Raw genomic sequence first — 16,876 nt, forward strand, 5'->3', positions numbered from 1 at the left:
GAACTTAGATTGATATTCGATAAAATATCTTGCGTTAGTAAACTTCCATTTTGGATTTTTACTAGCGCTTTTTTAAACTCTTTTTCAAAAAATCACCTTTGCAAAGTTCATATGGAGACTATAAATATTATCAGAATAATGAAAATGGAAAATATATCAAGAAAGTTAAATGCGTGAATAATTATAAATTGAACGTTATAAAAATAAGTTTTAGAAAATTCCTATAACTATATTGACATAAAATGGACAAACATTTATATTAGTAGAATATTATTCAAGCTCAGGAACTAAAAGGGGAAATTGTAAATGAAAGTAATTGTCGGCCCGGGTCAATATGTCAGAAACCCTGGGATTCTAGCAGATGCAGGATTATACATAAGAAACTTTGGAACAACCGCTATTCTGATTGGCGGGAATATCAGTCGCCAATTAATTGAGGAACCATTACGACGAAGTATAGAAGAGCAAGGGATCAAGTTGAAACAGTCTCTCTGGTATGGTGGTGAATCCTCCCAATCGAATATTGATAGGTTAATAGAACAATTAAAACCTGAAACCTTTGATGTTCTGATTGCTACAGGCGGAGGTAAAGCATTGGATACTGTGAAAGCGGTGGCGTATCAATTGGAGAAACCGCTCGTGGCTATTCCAACAATTGCAGCCACTTGTGCTGCGGCAACACCCATCAGCATCATTTACAGTGATGAAGGGGAGTTTCTTGAAATCAGCCGCAAAGCCAAAGCACCGGAAATCGTGATTGTCGACTCGAACGTCATCCTTGAAGCACCTGTCCGTTATTTAGTGGCTGGAATCGGTGATACATTGGCCAAATGGTTTGAAACGAAATGCTCGATTAAGAAAGCTGTACCAAACGCCATCAACCAAACAGCTATTGCGATTGCGGGGCAGCTTTATCAAACCTTGCTGAAAACGGGAAAAGCAGCTGTTCAATCAATTCAAGAGCAAACACTGACCAAAGAATTAGAGGACATTATTGATGCCGTCATTTTAGTCAGCGGTAGTGTCAGTGGCTATGGCGGTGATGATTGCCGGACTGCAGCAGCCCATGCGATTTACTCAGGGTTGACCATCTTCCCGGAAATACATGATACCTATCACGGCGAAATTGTCGCTTTTGGTATTTTAGCGCAGCTTTGTATGGAAGGATTTGAAACTGGAGAGGTAAGGTCTTTAATCGAATATTACCAAGAAGTTGATCTGCCATATACGTTGCAGCAAATGGGAATAAAGGAATTAACCGCAGAACAATGGAAACAGCTAGGTGAAATAACTGTGACCATTGAAGATATGGAGAATATGCCATTCGCAGTTACACCGGAAATGGTTGTGACATCTGTTCAAAAAGCAGATGAAATTGGAACAACAATGTTAGCTGCTACAAATCAAAGATAAAGAAAATCTTAGGGGGAATTTAATTATGAAAAAATGGCTAGTTATGCTTTGTTCAATCATGTTAGTACTAGCATTAGCGGCTTGTGGGAAAGACGAAGCTGCAAGCAGTGGCTCAAAGGAAAAGAAATCATCAGAACCGTTAAAGGTAACATTGCCTACCTGGACAGGTTATGGTCCATTATTTTTGGCAAAAGAAAAAGGCTTCTTTAAGAAAAATGGCGTCGATGTGGATCTTTCCATCGTTGAAGGCTTGGGAGAGCGTAAGCAGGCATTAGCCAGTGGCAAAATCGACGGCATGGCAACAGCATTAGATGTTCAAGTAACACTTGCTGCAGCTGATATTCCGGTGCAAGTTGTTTGGTTATTGGATGATTCTTACGGCGGGGACGGAATTCTTGTTAAAAACGACATCAAAGATGTAAAAGATTTAAAAGGGAAAAAGGTTGCGTTTGAAGTGGGCTCTACCAGCCATATGCTTGCTTTAACCGCATTGAAGCAAGGCGGCTTAACTGAAAAAGACGTGGAAGTAGTTCAAATGTCTGCAGGTGATGCTGGTGCCGCTTTTGCAGCAGGCAAAGTGGATGCCGCTGTAACTTGGGAGCCATGGTTATCAAAAGGATCTGAAGCAAACGGCAAAGTTTTATTATCAACAAAGGATCTTCCAGGAATTATTGTAGATACCATCAGCTTTAAAGAAGATGTCATTAAAAACCGTCCAGACGATGTAAAAGCATTTGTTAAGGCGATGGGTGAAGCAATGGCTTACTGGAAAGAGCATAAAGATGAAGCAGACGAAATCATGGCAAAAGGATTAAAGATTGATACAAAAGAATTTGTTGCCACCGAATCAGGCTTGAAGTTTTTCACAAAAGAGGATAACACCAAATTATTTGGTTCAGAAAGCAGCAAAGGCTCCATCTATCAATCAACTGAAAATGCCATTAAGTTTTACAAAGAGCAAAACATTATCAAAAAAGAGCCAAAAGCGGAAGATGTGCTTAATCCAAGCTTCCAATAAAGTGAAACTTCCATCAGTGGGGGAATCTTCACCTCCCCACTGATGGTTAGTTGAACCATTCGGACCTTTAACGGGCAGTTGATTCCCCACCTATTGTCAGTGGGGGATCTTACTGCCCGTTAAGGCGGGATAAAGGATAGAGTAGAAAGCCTAATATATGAGGCGGGTTCGGTTCTCATATATTAGGCCTTTTTAAGAGATTAAGAGAATTGGGTGAGAAAAATGATTGCAAAATTATTAACGCCGAATAAGGACATACCAAAAAAGCTATATAGTACGGCAGGACTTGTAACGTTTCTTTTATTTTTGTTAGTTTGGTCAGTACTGACCCATGGCGGGATTGTGAACCCGCTGTTTTTGCCGACACCTACTGCCGTGTTGACTACGGGTGTTGATTTATTTGTCAATGGAGACCTGTTGTCTGATATTGGCATCAGTTTTACAAGGGTATTGGTTGGATTTTTGGTTGCAGCTCTAATTGGTATTCCTCTCGGGATTTTAATGGGTTCATTAAAAATTATGGAGGGAGCTTTTGAACCAATCATCGGATTCATTCGTTATATGCCGGCATCCGCTTTTATTCCTTTATTGATTTTATGGATTGGCCTTGGTGAACCGGAGAAAATGAGCGTTATTTTCTTGGGAACCTTTTTCCAGCTGACTCTTATGATCATGGACGTTACCAAAAACGTTCAAAATGATTTAATTGAAGTTTCCTATACATTAGGAGCAAAACGAGGGCAGTTGTTTACAAAAGTTATTCTGCCAGCAGCGTTGCCGGGGATTGTCGATACACTCCGGATTACATTTGGCTGGGCGTGGACTTATTTAGTTGTAGCCGAAATTGTCGGAGCATCAAGCGGTTTAGGCTACATGATTATGCAGGCATCCCGTTTCCTGCAGCCTGATAAAATTATCGTTGGAATCTTAATCATCGGAATTCTCGGCTTGTTAACCGATATGATTTTTAAAGCCATTTATCGGACTTCGTTTTCATGGATGAGAAAGGATGGGGTGTAATATGGTCATTCAAGCGGCGAAAAAGATAATTGAAAACAATGCCCCTCAGGCAAAAACACTAAAGCTTGAAATTAAAGAAGTCGGTAAAGTTTTTAAAACAAAGAGCGGTGAAACGACAGCATTGGAGAAGACTTCTTTTTCCGTTAGCGATGGAGAGTTTGTCACCATTTTGGGTCCTTCCGGATGCGGTAAATCAACAGTGTTGAGGATTGTTGCGGGGTTGGAGGAAGCGACCTCTGGACAGGTTCTCATCGATGGACAGGAAGTAAACGGTCCGGGACCAGACCGGGGGATGGTGTTTCAGTCATACACCTTGTACCCTTGGTTGACGGTAAAGGATAATATTTCCTTTGGATTAAAATTAAAAGGGGTTTCTCAAAAGGAACGTGACGATGTAGCACGGCATTATCTGCAATTGATTGGTTTGGAAGGGTTTGAAAAACATTATCCAATCCAATTATCAGGCGGGATGAAGCAGCGTGTTGCCATCGCTCGTGCACTAGCCAATGACCCTAAGATTCTTCTGATGGACGAACCGTTTGGTGCTTTAGATGCCCAGACTAGAAATATTATGCAGGAAGTGTTATTAAAAGCGTGGGAGGAATCTAAGAAGACGATTTTGTTCATTACCCACGATGTCGAGGAATCGATCTTCTTGGCCGATTCGGTTTACGTTATGACGGCAAGACCAGGCCGCCTAAAGAAAAAAGTGCCGATTGCTTTGGAGAGACCGAGAGAGTTCAGTGTAAAAGGGTCGGTTGAATTTGCCCAGTATAAAGAGGAATTACTGTCACTCATCAGGGAAGAGAGTTTAAAGGCAATTAACTAATAGATTGAGTTCGTAGTGAAAGGTGTTTGTTTAACGTGAAAATTGATTCTTTTTTTCCTGACAATGTGAAAGCGGCGTTAAAGAACGACCAGCCTGGGGAATGGATGCCTGCATTGCCTAAGAAGTGCATCCGTTTAAGTTCGGGGTATCCTGCGCCTAAACTTGTTCCTTCAGGTGAAATAAAGGCGGCAGCAGCCCGCTTGCTGGATGAGGAACAGGATTTGCCGCTTCATTATTTGGGCACCCCACGGATGGAGAAATTAAAACAGCAAATCCAGAACCGCTTGGCAGAGCGCAACATAAAAGTCCAAGGGGATGAACTGTTAATTACAGCAGGGGCATGTCAGGCAATTGATTTAATTGCACGTGTGCTGCTTGACGAAAATGTGGCTGTTGCTGTTGAAGCGCCAACTTATATGGAAGCTTTGGAGATTTTCCGCAACTACACGAATCAAATTATCAGCATCCCGATTGACGACCAGGGACTTCGGACGGATGAACTTGCTAAGGTCCTTGCCGAAAGAAAAAGTACAGGGCTGACTTTGCCCCGCCTGCTATACACGATTCCAACCTTTCAAAATCCTACTGGGACAACTTTGAGTGGAGAGCGTCGGAAACAGCTATTGGAGCTCGCCGCTGAATACGACTTCCTTATTTTAGAAGACGATGCTTATGGTGAACTTTCTTTCGGAGAAAGCCCAACAACATTAAAAGCATTGGATACAGAAGGCCGCGTATTGCATGTCGGTTCTTTATCCAAAGTCGTTGCCCCAGGTATGCGGGTTGGCTGGATAGTGGGGGAGAGTGAATTTATTACTGCTTTTTCATGGTTTAAAAAGGATTTGGACCACCCATTTGCTCAAGCGACAATGGCTGCCTATTTAGAAAAAGTTGATCTTGATGAAAGGCTTGCGGAGTTAAAAACCGTATACCGGAGCAAAAGTGAAAGACTGGCTCAGTATATTGAGAAGTACTTTCCCGAATCGGTTTCTTGGTATGTTCCTCAGGGTGGTTACTTTGTCTGGGTAAAGGTTCCGGGTGTCGATACAGCTGAAATGTTAGAGAAGGCTTTAGCTGCAGGTGTTTCGTATGTGCCTGGAAGGTTCTTTTTTGCAAACCAACAGGAGGGCATCGAGTACCTAAGGTTATCGTTCAGCTATGAGTCTGAAGAGCGAATGGAAGCGGGCGTTCAGATTCTTGGAGAGCTAATTGCTTATTACTTAAAGAAAACAACCTAAAAATTGTAGGTTGTTTTTTTTATCCAAAATGCGCATTGTTTTTGTTTTCGTCTCTGCCTTCTTCATCAAACCTGTGGTTTTAAATGTTGGAATTGGCAGTTGACGAGTAAACGTTAAGAATAGGCGAGTAAATTCTAAATTTCGGCTTCAGTAAATCAACAAAATAGACAATAAACCTCGAAATCAGGCGAGTAAAAGTCAAAAATAGACGAGTAAATCCTGTAATACCTAAAATTATCCAGATGGGGCGGTTCACTTTATTTAAAAAACAGCTTTATTATGGTAAATTGGGATAGAAAAAATACATAAAAGAGGTGTCGCGATGCCAGTACAATCAGAATGGAGAACATTTACAGGGACAAATGGGGATATTCGTGCCTATTTTGCAGCAATTGAACCTGTTACCGAACCAAGGCCGACGGTTATTGTAATTCAGGAAATGTGGGGTGTTGACGCCCATATTAGAGATGTGGTTGAGCGTTTTGCGGCCGCAGGCTATGTGGTCATTGCACTAGACCTATTTGCAGAAAATGGAGTAAGGCCCGAGGCACTTAGTGAGGAGAAAGTGAAGGACGCCAAACAATTTCTCCATTCTATTCCACATCAAGCGTGGTTTAACCCAGAAATTCGGGACGAGGAAATTTCGAAGCTGCCTACCGAACGGCAAGAAATATTACGTGCAACGTTAACCAAGCTTCTTGGAGTCTTAGATCCAAGCAAATCCGAAAGTTTTGTCAATCTCTTAACAGCGACCGCCGATTATGCTCGAAATAACTATTCCAATACAAAGGGAATGCCGGTCACCTCTGTCGGCTTCTGTTTGGGAGGCGCCCTATCAGCTGCACTTGCCGTTAACGACCCCGAGCATGCCGGTTCCGTTGTGTATTATGGCCGCCCTCCAAAAGAACATATAGACAAAATTCAATGTCCAATTCTTGGCTTTTATGGCGGAAATGATCCGAATATCACGAACTTGATTCCAGCGTTTGAGGAAGAAATGAAGAAGTTGGGCAAATCCTTTGAAGCGATTGTCTATCCGAATGCACCGCACGCATTTTTTAATGATACGAATCCAACTTATAATGCTCGCTATGCACGAGATTCTTTTGCTAAAACACTTACGTTTTTAAACCAGATAAAGTCCTAATAATTTCAAGAAACAGGTACTAGCCAAATCATAGTACCTGTTTTTCACTTGTTTTTTTTGAAAAAGAAAGGCTACAATAGAATTTATAAGTCTTTAGACAAACAAAACTAACATAAGTAGGGGAATTGCATGATTGTTAAAACAGAAGAAGATATCAATGGAATAAAGGAAATTGGTCGGATTGTTGGTGCCATTCGTGATGAATTGGTTGAACGGACAAAGCCTGGTATTACTACGAAAGAGCTTGATGAAATTGCCGGTCAGTTTTTTGAAAAAGAAGGAGCTATATCGGCTCCAAAAGGGGAATACGATTTTCCTGGCTATACTTGCATCAGTGTCAATGAGGAGGTAGCCCACGGAATACCGGGCAATCGGGTCATTAAGGAAGGGGACCTCGTTAATATTGATGTGTCAGCCTCAAAAAATGGTTATTTCGCTGATACGGGCATTTCCATTGTTGTTGGCCAAGGAGACGAAGTGCTTACAAAACTCTGCGAAACGGCACAAGCGGCCTTTGATGCCGGGTTGAAAAAAGCAAAGCCGGGTTCAAAAAAGAGCGGTATTGGGAAAGCTGTTTATCAAACCGCTAAGCAGCATGGCTTCACCGTCATTAAAAACCTGACCGGACATGGAATTGGACGGAGAATTCACGAACGTCCAGACCATATCTATAATTACCATGAGCCATGGGATGATGAGCTTTTAAAAGAAGGAATGGTCATTGCCTTCGAACCGTTTATTTCTACTCATGAGGAAGAAGTTTATGAAAAAGGCGACGGCTGGACCTACATTACGGAAAAAAGCTTTGTCGCTCAAATCGAGCATACGTTGATTCTGACGAAAAATGGGCCGATCATCGTAACTAAATAGTAATGAACGAAAAAAGGATAACCCTTGGAGAAGAGTTATCCTTTTTTCTTATTGATTTTTCTTGTTTTGCCTTGCTGCATTCTTACGCTCTTTTTTACTTAAAGTTGATTCGGAGCCAAATTCGGCATCGTTGCTGCCAGTATGAGGCTGGTTACGATTGTTATTTCGATTTGTCATGGGTTCTCCTTTCATATGTACCTTTGTTAATATGGCAAATTAGCCATTCATATAATGCAATTATTTTTGAAAAAATATTCATTCAATTTTATTGATATACGACTCAGGAGAAATTTTCCTTTAATTACTAGTATGATAAATGATATAATAAATGGGCTGTGTTTTCTCTATTTTAACCTTGGAAATGCACAAAACATGAAGGGGCTGCCTGCAATGGATTTTGTTTATATTAATCACAATGTTTTAGATAATGTGTTTTATATAATAGTCAGTCTGTTAATGTTTTTTGTGTTAGTTGATAACGTCAAAAAATTTAAACAGTATCGAAAAGCCCTTCTGACAGCCTGCATGAGTTTACCTATCATATTTTGTATGAAATTTCCGATTTACATTGACGAGTATTGTGTACATGATTTAAGGCAAATTCCCGTATTTATTGGAACACTTTATGGCGGATGGCCAGTCGGGGCTGTTCTATTGGTGATTATGTTAACATCCCGCTTTGCCATTTACGGAATGAATAGTATTACATTAGTTGTATATATTGTTATATTTGTGGCAACAGCCCTATTTTCAGGAAGATTTAATAGGTTTAATCGAAAAAGTAAATTGATCAGTTCCGTATTGCTGACCATTGTCCTTGAGGTTTTTACGACTTATGTCGCCTTATGGATGTCTGATATTTTCGTTGTGACAGAAGCATACATTTTTTATTTTATTTTTCTGCCTCCTATTCTAATGTTTTTTATGGTATATATCATTGAATTATTGTCTGATGCTATGTATATCCGATCGAAAATAGTTAAGTTTGAAAAAATGGAGGTTGTCAGCCAACTGGCGGCAAGTATTTCACACGAAGTTCGAAATCCTTTAACCGTTGTAAAAGGATTTATGGAATTGCTGAAATCTCCTAATCTATCTCTAGACGAAAAGAAACGCTATATTGAACATATAGAAAGAGAACTTCATAATGCCGAATCGATTATTAGTGATTACCTGGCCTTTGCAAAACCAGCAATCGAAAAAGTAGAACCACTTCTAATCGAACAAGAGATCCGCAATGTCATTGATATCATGAAGCCTTTAGCAAAAATGAGTTCCGTGATTATTACAGATAACCTTGGTCAAGGAACCATTCAAGGGAATAAGAATTATTTCCGCCAATGCTTTTTAAATTTAATAAAAAATGCGATCGAAGCAATGCCAACTGGCGGGGAGCTTCAAATAGTTTCAGCGCTTGAAAAAAATAAGGTCACCGTTAAAATTGTTGATACCGGTGTCGGCATGAGCAAAGAGCAAATAAACCGCTTCGGTGAGCCATACTACAGCAGTAAAACAAAGGGCACAGGATTAGGTTCCATGGTCGCGGTGAAAACCATTCAGACGATGAACGGGAAGCTTGATATTGAGAGTATCTTAAATGTCGGAACGACCATTACCATCACATTACCTGCCTTTATAACAGAATATAAAATGGTTCAGAAGGATAGCCAATTAAAGTTAGAAACCGAATTTTAGCAAAAAAAGAGCTTAAGACGTTTAAGCTCTTTTTTCTTTATAAGCCAATCAGTTTTAACGCGCTAAAAATGATGACCGCTGAGATGACCGTACGAAGGGGCTTTGTCGGTACTTTTGAAGATAAGGTACTCCCTACTAAAACGCCCGGGATCGACCCGATTAACAGGTTCCCTACAAGCATATAATTGACAGTTCCGGCATTCGCGTGAAGGAGTCCGGCAACAGTCACTAATAAAAAGGCATGGGCAATATCGGTGCCAACCAGCTCAGATCCTTTCAAGCGGTAGAGATATAGCATGGCAAGGGCAAATAATGATCCTGATCCAATTGAAGTGAGGCCGACAATAAAGCCGAAACCGGCACCGATTAAAATTGTTAATGTTCGTTTTTCCTCAATCGGCCTTAATTGCCAGCGGTTCGGCCTAATTTTATTATCAAAAAATGTCTTAATTAAAATGGCTGTGGCCACTAGGATAAGGACATAGCCAAGTCCATGTTTGATAATTTGTTCCTGATTGTGGAAATATTTTTCAAAAACCTGAAGGATGAGAATGGCTCCTGTTGCACTTGGGACACTTCCGATTGCAAGATACTTCATGAGTTTAAAGTTAATTGTTTTCTGTCTCCAATGCTGAATGACTCCAAACAGTTTGGTAATGGAGTTGTATACTAGGTCCGTTCCCACCGCAATGGAAGGCTGAATTCCGACCATGATGAGCACTGGGGTTAACAATGCTGCCCCTCCAACCCCTGTTAAACCTACCAATAACCCAACTAATAATCCCATTAATGCAATTCCTATGCTCATGTTGGGGGCCTCCTTCTTTTGTGACTAATTCCGAGTAAATATATGTGAATTATAGAGTTTGGAGAGGGTTTTGTAAACACTTTTCTGAATTTATTAAAGAAATATTTTTGCAGTGAGGATAGAGGGGAAAAGCAGAAATTAAAAAAAGCAGGACAAATCGAACGGGAGCCCGCTCGATTTGTCCTGCTTTCGGGTATCACTCTAAATAACTTCCAGTTCGCTATTCTGCAATAGGACATTCTGAAGTGTTCTGGTTTCCTCTTCGTTTAAAGGAATTAACGGCAAGCGCAGACCGCCGACATTGATCCCTTTCATATTTAGGGATGCTTTTACAGGTGCTGGGCTTGGTGCTGCAAATAAAGCTTTCATAATTGGCAGTAATTCACGGTGTGCATCAGCGGCGCCTGCTAAATCCCCATTTTTAAAGCGTGACACCATATCCTGCATTTCATTCCCGATAATATGAGATGCAACGGAAATCACACCAACGCCGCCAATCGAAAGCACCGGCAAGGTCATTCCATCATCACCGCTGTATAAAGAAAAGTCATCATCAGTTTGTTTAATAATTTCGGCCATGTCATCCAAGTGGCCGCTAGCTTCCTTAACCGCTACAATATTAGGAATCTGAGAAAGGCGGATGACCGTTTCAGCAGATATATTGACGACACTGCGTCCTGGAATATTATAAAGCATTACCGGAAGAGAAGTAGATTCAGCAATCGCTTTAAAATGCTGATACATGCCTTCCTGGGATGGTTTATTATAGTATGGGGCTACGAGCATAATGCCGTCTACAGCGACTTCTTCTGCTAGCTTTGTTAGACTGATTGAGGCTCTTGTGTTGTTTGAGCCAGTCCCTGCAATAACGGGAACTCTCCCGTCCGCAACTTCAACCACAAATTTAAATAAAGCCACTTTTTCCTCAGTTGATAAGGTAGGGGACTCACCGGTTGTTCCACAAACAACCAACCCGTCAGTACCATTCGCTAATAAATAATTTACTAAATCTCTCGTCGCATTAAAATCAATTTCGCCATCCTGATCAAACGGAGTCACCATTGCTGTTAAAACTTGGCCAAAGTACATAAATTTCACCCTTTTAAAATTATTTTTAAAAAGAGGTAAGGCCAAACGCAAAAAGCAGCTGCGGGAAGGGCCCACTAGCTGCATCAGAAACGTTAATTTTACAAGTTCCCCTGCGTGAGATAGCCCTCCATATAGTTTCCTATATGACAATTCTGTATTTATTCAATAACAGAACCAGCTCCCGGAACAATGAGATCCTCAGAAGCTTCGGCAAATTCCCCTTTCCGCCACCGTCAACGGGTCCCATTACCCTTGGATGGTTTACTGATGGTCTTTGCGCCTCTATCCTCACTTCATAAGGTATGAAGTAAGAAGTATGTAATTAAAATTAATATAACAGAATATTCCTATTTGTTCAAGGGGTTTTTATAAAAAACACTAAAATCGTATATTTATTGATAGTTATATAGCATGGGGAGGGCAGCAGAGATTAACAGCCCTACGATTTTTTTTGAGTTTTTTCCCAATTATCCTTAAAATGGAGTTAATGTTGAAGAGGTGAATTATTGTGAAAATCGAAAATATTTTAATTGTCAGCCCCATGTATCAGGAGCTTCGGGCATACATCCAAAATGCGGGCGTCCAAAAGAATATCCGTTATATCCCGGAGGATGAAGCCACTCAGGAGAATTTGAAATGGGCGGATGCACTTGTATCTTTTAATCTCAAATCGGATTACGATTACAGTCATTTAAAATGGGTGCACTCGCTCGGTGCGGGAGTTGACCGCTTTTTATATAAAAAGACCTGGGACGATCGTGTACTTTTAACAAGGACAGTTTGTACGTTTGGTCAAAGAATCGGAGAGTATTGTTTAAGCTACATATTAAGAGACTTACAATGTCACGAGGAGTTTCGGGAATTACAGCTACAGAAAAAATGGCAGCAACGGACTCCGAAGCTATTAAATGAACTCAAAGTGATGGTCTATGGAACCGGTGAAATTGGGCAGGCTGTCGCCAAGCTTTTGTCTGGTTTCGGAGTGGAGGTTTACGGCGTCTCCCAAAGTGGAAAAGAAAAAGAGTATTTTAAAGAGGCTATGACTGTTGAATCTCATTTTATCATCCTAGGGGAAATGGATTTGATCATCAACACGATGCCGCTGACGGAAGAAACGGCTGGATTTTTTAATAGTCAAGTCTTTCAAAAAGTAACAAATGCCGGTTTTATTAATGTAGGGCGGGGAGCATCGGTGGATGAAGATACATTGCTGCAAGCTTTGGAAGACGGGCAGGTCCGTTATGCTGTCCTGGATGTGTTTACACAGGAGCCGCTGCCGGAAAATCATCCATTATGGATACATCCTGGCGTACTGATTACCCCTCATATTTCAGCGGTAACGACACCTGAAGAAGGGGCGGCGTGTTTTTTGGATACACTCAGAAACTTGGAAGAAAACAAACCTCTTAACAATAGAGTAGATACCAATAAGGGATATTAGAATAACAGGAGGATGAAGGAAAATGACACGAGTAATCGGCTTTATCGGCCTTGGAAATATGGGAGAGCCTATGGTCATGAATTTATTGAAGGCAGGTTTTCAGGTGAAGGTTTACAATCGAACTCCCGAGAAAACAAAGGCAGTTGTTGAAGCTGGCGCCGAGCAAGTGAACAGGCCAGCAGACGCCGCAGCACCTGGCGGAATCGTGATTACGATGGTGGCAAATGATAAGGCAGTGGAAGAACTAGTATTGGGACCAAATGGGTTTGGGGAAGTGCTGGGTCAGGGCGGTATCCATTTATCAATGAGTACGATAGCTCCAGCAACTTCACGTAAATTAGCAGCTTATCATCAGGAGCACGGCAGCCAATATGTCGCCTCTCCTGTTTTTGGCCGTCCGGAAGCAGCGGCAGCTCAAAAATTGAATATTCTTAGCTCAGGGTCCAGTGTGGCGAAAGAGCGGGTAAAACCCATCCAGGAAGCGCTCGGCCAGCGTGTTTTTGATGTTGGGGAGGAGCCTGAAAGTGCCAATGTCATCAAGTTAGGCGGAAATTTTATGATTATGGCAGCAATGGAAGCCATGGCCGAAGCCTTTAATTTAGCTGAGAAAAATGGTATTGACCGGCAGCTGGCTGCTGAAATTTATGCATCAACTTTATTTAATTGTACAGTGTATCAAGGCTATGGCCAGATGATTGCCAACAAGCAGTTTGAACCGGCGGGTTTTCAGCTGGCGCTTGGTCTTAAGGATTGCAACCTAGTTTTGGAGGAAGCAAACTCGACCCAGACACCGATGCCGTTAGCGGGTCTATTACATAACCGCCTGCTCGCCTCAGTGGCCAAAAATCGCGGAAATCAGGATTGGGCTGCACTTGCTAGAATTGCTCTTGAAGAAGCGGGATTGGAATAACAGGGTGCAGCGAAGGATATTGACGAAATAGTAAGAAAAGTAGGATAAATTGAAGGTATACGCGCATTAATTTTGTGTTCTGGCAGGAGAATGGCCGTAAAAGTAGAACATTATAATCAAGCACCTAGAATTGCTTCTTGGAGTAGATAAAACAGGGAGTGGTTAGATGACAAACCTTTTGAACAGAAAAATTTTATTGGCTAGCCGGCCAGTAGGAATGCCAGATGAAAGCAATTTTGAATTTATTGAGGAGAATGTTCCTGAACTTCAGGATGGTGAAGTGCTAATACGGTCACTATATTTGTCTGTTGACCCTTATATGAGAGGCCGGATGTCGGATGCCAAATCTTATGCCAAGCCATATGAAGTAGGTCAGCCATTTAAAGGCGGGGTCGTTGGAAAAGTAATCGAATCGAAAAATTCTCGGTTTGAAGCGGGGCAGTATGTAGATGGCCTTATGGAATGGGCTGAGTATAACGTTTCTGATGGAAGCGGTATTCGCAGACTTAACCCAGAATTGGCACCTGTGACTACTGCACTGCATGTGCTCGGAATGCCTGGATTAACTGCTTATTTTGGATTGTTATACATAGGGGAGCCGAAGGAAGGGGAAACGGTCGTCGTTTCAGGAGCATCTGGAGCTGTTGGAACAGTTGTCGGTCAAATCGCTAAATTAAAAGGCTGCCGAGTCGTTGGTATTGCAGGCGGAGACGATAAATGTGCCTATTTAACCGAGGAACTAGGTTTTGATGCTGCGATTAACTATAAAACAGCAGACAACCTTCGCAAAGCATTGAAGGAAGCCTGCCCTAACGGTGTCGATGTTTATTTCGACAATGTTGGGGGTACTGTAAGCGATGCGGTGATGTCCTTAATTAACTTCCAGTCAAGGACCGCCATTTGCGGACAAATCTCTCAATATAATGCGGATAAGCTGCCTATCGGTCCAAGAGTGGCTGGTCAGTTGTTGACAACCAGTTCCTTGATGAAGGGCTTCATTGTTTCTGACTATGCCCAGCACAACAAGGAAGGCTTAACACAGCTAACCCAGTGGGTAAGGGAAGGAAAAATCAAATACCGTGAAACGATTGTCGAAGGCTTTGATAACACTGTAGATGCCTTCCTAGGACTTTTCCGCGGTGACAACATTGGTAAACAGCTGGTGAAAGTGGCTGAGGAATAAAGAAGAAAAGAAGTGTCCCTTTTGGGGCACTTTTTGTGTTTTGTCCGGAGCGGGTATAAAACGGTATTAGAAGTAACAAACAAGTTGCCTATTTTACCCGAAGCTTTATGATATAAACAGAAATAGGGTAAAATAAAGGAAATTTTATCTGTGAGGTTACCAGTAATGAACTTGAAGTTTCAGCTAACACGTGCATTCATCCTAAGCGTCATCTCCCTTGCAGCCTTTGCTCTGATGGCTACGCTTATCGAGGCTCATAAGATTGTCCAATTTGATAGCACTTTAATAAGTTCGGTTCAAGGTCTTGAGTCACCTGCGTTAACAGCCATCATGAAATTTTTCACCTTCATCGGGTCGACAAAAATAGTGGTGATTCTCAGCCTCCTTATTATCTTCTTTCTCTATAAGGTGCTGCACCATCGGCTAGAACTGATATTATTCATTGCCGTGATTGCGGGAACCCCGATTATCAATTCCATATTAAAATCAATCTTTCACCGAGCACGGCCCGAATTCCATCGCTTGATAGAAATCGGTGGTTATAGTTTTCCGAGCGGGCATGCGATGAATGCATTTTCTGTATATGGAATACTTGCCTTCCTGCTTTGGAGACATATTGCTACCAGAACAGGCCGCATACTGTTGATTATTTTTAGTACCATTATGATTTTGATGATTGGCATCAGCCGTATCTATTTGGGTGTTCATTATCCAAGTGATATTATTGGCGGCTATTTTGCGAGCGGGTTTTGGATGACAACAGCAATCTGGTTTTTCCAATGGTATGTAGAAAGGAAGCCGCAATTAAAAGGCAGACAGCTGAAAAGGACGTAAAAAAACGGGTGGCGCGCCACCCGTTTTTTTTATGCTACAACCTCAGTCGTTTTGCTCTTTTCTGTCTTTTCTTCAGGAATCAAAAGGTTCAAAAGAAGTGTCGCTAACGCCCCAACTGTCATGCTAGAAGAAAGGATATAGTTAACCCAGTCAGGTGCACCCGCTAATGCCTCTTTAGGCAAGATTGTTACTGCAATGGTTAAAAGGATAGGGATCCCGATAATCATCATATTTCGATCGTTGATGATAATTGGCTGAATCACCTTCATGCCATTTGTCACAATTGCCACGCAGACAATTCCGAAAATTCCATTGATAACTGCTTCAGGGATACAAGTAATTACTGTTGAAAGCTTTGGAACTAGACCAAGGCAGATTAGGATTCCGCCGCCAGTCATGATCGCCATTCTGCTTGCTACACCAGTAATCGCCAATAAGCCTGCGTTAGAAGAATAACCTGTCATCGGTGTGCTGCCAAACAAGGCTCCGATAAAACAACCAAGACCTTCACCAAAGGAAGCACGGTTAAGGCGTCTTTCATCCAATTCCTGTCCGGTAACAGTGGATACTACAAACCAAGTTCCTGTTGTTTCAATTAGAATAATGAAATAAACAAAAGCAACAGTAATAATAGCGCTAAGATCAAAGACCGGCTTTCCAAACGGGAAAAAGGATGGGAGTGAGAACCATGCTGCTTCCTTTACAGGTGAAAAATCTACCTGCCCAAAAATAGCGGCAGCAATTGTACCAATAGCGATTGCTAGTAAAACAGAGACGAGACGGAAAAAGGTTCCAAATCCGTGCATTTTACGACCCAATAGCATGCAAATGACTAGTACCCCTGCAGAAATCGCTGCAATTAAAATGTTCGTGCCAATTTTTCCTTCGGCATGATAGATGCTGTTCATTCCCACTGGCATTAACGAAATCCCAACAATGATGATTACCGTTCCCCCTACAAGCGGCGGAATAAATTTTTTCACGGCTTTGGCAAACCATTTTAGTGGATAACCGAGAAGGGAAATAAGAATGGCACCGGGAATCAAACTTCCGGCAATGGCCCCTAAGCCAAGCTTTCCGCCAATCGCGGCAATGGCGCCGATCGGAACATAAGAAGGACCTTGGACGACAGGAAGCTTAATCCCGAAGCCTGTTTGGACGATGGTCGCTATTCCAGTTGCCAGGAAACACATTTGGATAAAGAAGGATGTGTTTTCCGTACTTAGTGAAAGTAATCCTGCGATAATGATTGGCGCTATATATAAATCCATCGCCAAGACGTGTTGCATGCCTAAAATAAGGGCTTTGCCAAAACTTATTTTCTCATCTACACCTACAATAATATTATTCTGTTTTTCCAAGGATAAATCCCCCTCGTTCG

Annotated in this window: 16 protein-coding genes and 1 riboswitch; of the genes, 12 read left to right on the forward strand and 4 right to left on the reverse strand. The window is 41.7% G+C overall.

From position 1 onward, the window contains the following. The first annotated feature begins 306 nt into the window (after window positions 1–306). From ACFPA1_RS18700 to map, 7 genes are all read left to right on the forward strand, one after another. A complete protein-coding gene (locus ACFPA1_RS18700; RefSeq protein ID WP_378584675.1) occupies window positions 307–1,413 on the forward strand; it encodes an iron-containing alcohol dehydrogenase family protein in 1,107 nt (368 codons plus the stop codon). A 25-nt stretch (window positions 1,414–1,438) separates the two neighbouring features. Next, window positions 1,439–2,431 carry an ABC transporter substrate-binding protein gene (locus ACFPA1_RS18705; RefSeq protein ID WP_378584677.1) on the forward strand — a complete coding sequence of 331 codons (993 nt, stop codon included), beginning with the start codon at window positions 1,439–1,441 and terminating at the stop codon, window positions 2,429–2,431. A gap of 222 nt (window positions 2,432–2,653) precedes the next feature. Next, window positions 2,654–3,451, forward strand: coding sequence for an ABC transporter permease (locus tag ACFPA1_RS18710; RefSeq protein ID WP_378584679.1), 798 nt, complete (start codon window positions 2,654–2,656; stop codon window positions 3,449–3,451). 1 nt (window position 3,452) lies between these two features. Beyond that, the gene (locus ACFPA1_RS18715; protein WP_378584974.1) at window positions 3,453–4,280 is read left to right on the forward strand and encodes an ABC transporter ATP-binding protein; all 828 of its coding nucleotides are present in this window, start codon (window positions 3,453–3,455) and stop codon (window positions 4,278–4,280) included. 35 nt (window positions 4,281–4,315) lie between these two features. Beyond that, complete coding sequence (locus ACFPA1_RS18720) at window positions 4,316–5,518, forward strand: PLP-dependent aminotransferase family protein (protein WP_378584680.1); 1,203 nt, start codon at window positions 4,316–4,318, stop codon at window positions 5,516–5,518. Between the two features lie 322 nt (window positions 5,519–5,840). Continuing rightward, window positions 5,841–6,665, forward strand: a complete 825-nt coding sequence (locus ACFPA1_RS18725) for a dienelactone hydrolase family protein (RefSeq protein ID WP_378584682.1) — start codon at window positions 5,841–5,843, stop codon at window positions 6,663–6,665. A gap of 129 nt (window positions 6,666–6,794) precedes the next feature. Next, the gene (map, locus tag ACFPA1_RS18730) at window positions 6,795–7,535 is read left to right on the forward strand and encodes a type I methionyl aminopeptidase (protein ID WP_378584684.1); all 741 of its coding nucleotides are present in this window, start codon (window positions 6,795–6,797) and stop codon (window positions 7,533–7,535) included. A gap of 48 nt (window positions 7,536–7,583) precedes the next feature. On the opposite strand, the gene ACFPA1_RS18735 is transcribed toward map, so the two are convergent. After that, a complete protein-coding gene (locus ACFPA1_RS18735; RefSeq protein ID WP_277398144.1) occupies window positions 7,584–7,712 on the reverse strand; it encodes a hypothetical protein in 129 nt (42 codons plus the stop codon). 213 nt (window positions 7,713–7,925) lie between these two features. On the opposite strand from ACFPA1_RS18735, the gene ACFPA1_RS18740 reads away from it, so the two are divergent. Next, window positions 7,926–9,230 (forward strand): sensor histidine kinase, encoded by a 1,305-nt coding sequence (locus tag ACFPA1_RS18740; protein ID WP_213145359.1) that lies wholly within the window; start codon window positions 7,926–7,928, stop codon window positions 9,228–9,230. A 37-nt stretch (window positions 9,231–9,267) separates the two neighbouring features. On the opposite strand, the gene ACFPA1_RS18745 is transcribed toward ACFPA1_RS18740, so the two are convergent. Both ACFPA1_RS18745 and dapA read right to left on the reverse strand, forming a co-directional pair. After that, window positions 9,268–10,038 (reverse strand): sulfite exporter TauE/SafE family protein, encoded by a 771-nt coding sequence (locus tag ACFPA1_RS18745; protein ID WP_213145360.1) that lies wholly within the window; start codon window positions 10,036–10,038, stop codon window positions 9,268–9,270. Between the two features lie 201 nt (window positions 10,039–10,239). Next, entirely contained in the window at window positions 10,240–11,127 is an 888-nt protein-coding gene (dapA, locus tag ACFPA1_RS18750) for a 4-hydroxy-tetrahydrodipicolinate synthase (protein WP_213145361.1), read from the reverse strand. A gap of 112 nt (window positions 11,128–11,239) precedes the next feature. Beyond that, window positions 11,240–11,420: riboswitch (Lysine riboswitch) on the reverse strand. A 215-nt stretch (window positions 11,421–11,635) separates the two neighbouring features. Here dapA and ACFPA1_RS18755 point away from each other — a divergent pair. The 4 genes from ACFPA1_RS18755 (at window position 11,636) to ACFPA1_RS18770 (ending at window position 15,495) form a co-directional block, all read left to right on the forward strand. Continuing rightward, entirely contained in the window at window positions 11,636–12,568 is a 933-nt protein-coding gene (locus tag ACFPA1_RS18755) for a D-2-hydroxyacid dehydrogenase (RefSeq protein ID WP_378584686.1), read from the forward strand. A gap of 22 nt (window positions 12,569–12,590) precedes the next feature. Further along, window positions 12,591–13,478, forward strand: coding sequence for an NAD(P)-dependent oxidoreductase (locus ACFPA1_RS18760; RefSeq protein ID WP_378584688.1), 888 nt, complete (start codon window positions 12,591–12,593; stop codon window positions 13,476–13,478). Between the two features lie 166 nt (window positions 13,479–13,644). Then, window positions 13,645–14,661: an NADP-dependent oxidoreductase gene (locus ACFPA1_RS18765; RefSeq protein WP_378584690.1), complete on the forward strand. Its 1,017-nt coding sequence runs from the start codon at window positions 13,645–13,647 to the stop codon at window positions 14,659–14,661. Window positions 14,662–14,826: 165 nt separating this feature from the next. Then, window positions 14,827–15,495: a phosphatase PAP2 family protein gene (locus tag ACFPA1_RS18770; RefSeq protein WP_213145365.1), complete on the forward strand. Its 669-nt coding sequence runs from the start codon at window positions 14,827–14,829 to the stop codon at window positions 15,493–15,495. A 29-nt stretch (window positions 15,496–15,524) separates the two neighbouring features. Here the strand turns inward: ACFPA1_RS18770 and ACFPA1_RS18775 are convergent, their stop codons facing one another. Continuing rightward, on the reverse strand, window positions 15,525–16,856 hold the full coding sequence (locus tag ACFPA1_RS18775; protein WP_213145366.1) for a solute carrier family 23 protein: 1,332 nt from the start codon (window positions 16,854–16,856) through the stop codon (window positions 15,525–15,527). Between the last annotated feature and the right edge of the window lie 20 nt (window positions 16,857–16,876).

Origin of the sequence: Neobacillus sp. GCM10023253 (assembly GCF_042653105.1) — a bacterium.
GTDB classification, from domain to species: Bacteria; Bacillota; Bacilli; order Bacillales; family Cytobacillaceae; genus Neobacillus; species Neobacillus citreus.

Bases quoted from the DNA above. Each gene is read 5' to 3' on its own strand.
- ACFPA1_RS18700 (WP_378584675.1), top strand. From the start codon at position 307: ATGAAAGTAATTGTCGGCCCGGGTCAATATGTCAGAAACCCTGGGATT.
- ACFPA1_RS18705 (WP_378584677.1), top strand. From the start codon at position 1,439: ATGAAAAAATGGCTAGTTATGCTTTGTTCAATCATGTTAGTACTAGCA.
- ACFPA1_RS18710 (WP_378584679.1), top strand. From the start codon at position 2,654: ATGATTGCAAAATTATTAACGCCGAATAAGGACATACCAAAAAAGCTA.
- ACFPA1_RS18715 (WP_378584974.1), top strand. From the start codon at position 3,453: ATGGTCATTCAAGCGGCGAAAAAGATAATTGAAAACAATGCCCCTCAG.
- ACFPA1_RS18725 (WP_378584682.1), top strand. From the start codon at position 5,841: ATGCCAGTACAATCAGAATGGAGAACATTTACAGGGACAAATGGGGAT.
- map (WP_378584684.1), top strand. From the start codon at position 6,795: ATGATTGTTAAAACAGAAGAAGATATCAATGGAATAAAGGAAATTGGT.
- ACFPA1_RS18735 (WP_277398144.1), bottom strand. From the start codon at position 7,712: ATGACAAATCGAAATAACAATCGTAACCAGCCTCATACTGGCAGCAAC.
- ACFPA1_RS18740 (WP_213145359.1), top strand. From the start codon at position 7,926: ATGGATTTTGTTTATATTAATCACAATGTTTTAGATAATGTGTTTTAT.
- ACFPA1_RS18745 (WP_213145360.1), bottom strand. From the start codon at position 10,038: ATGAGCATAGGAATTGCATTAATGGGATTATTAGTTGGGTTATTGGTA.
- dapA (WP_213145361.1), bottom strand. From the start codon at position 11,127: ATGTACTTTGGCCAAGTTTTAACAGCAATGGTGACTCCGTTTGATCAG.
- ACFPA1_RS18760 (WP_378584688.1), top strand. From the start codon at position 12,591: ATGACACGAGTAATCGGCTTTATCGGCCTTGGAAATATGGGAGAGCCT.
- ACFPA1_RS18765 (WP_378584690.1), top strand. From the start codon at position 13,645: ATGACAAACCTTTTGAACAGAAAAATTTTATTGGCTAGCCGGCCAGTA.
- ACFPA1_RS18770 (WP_213145365.1), top strand. From the start codon at position 14,827: ATGAACTTGAAGTTTCAGCTAACACGTGCATTCATCCTAAGCGTCATC.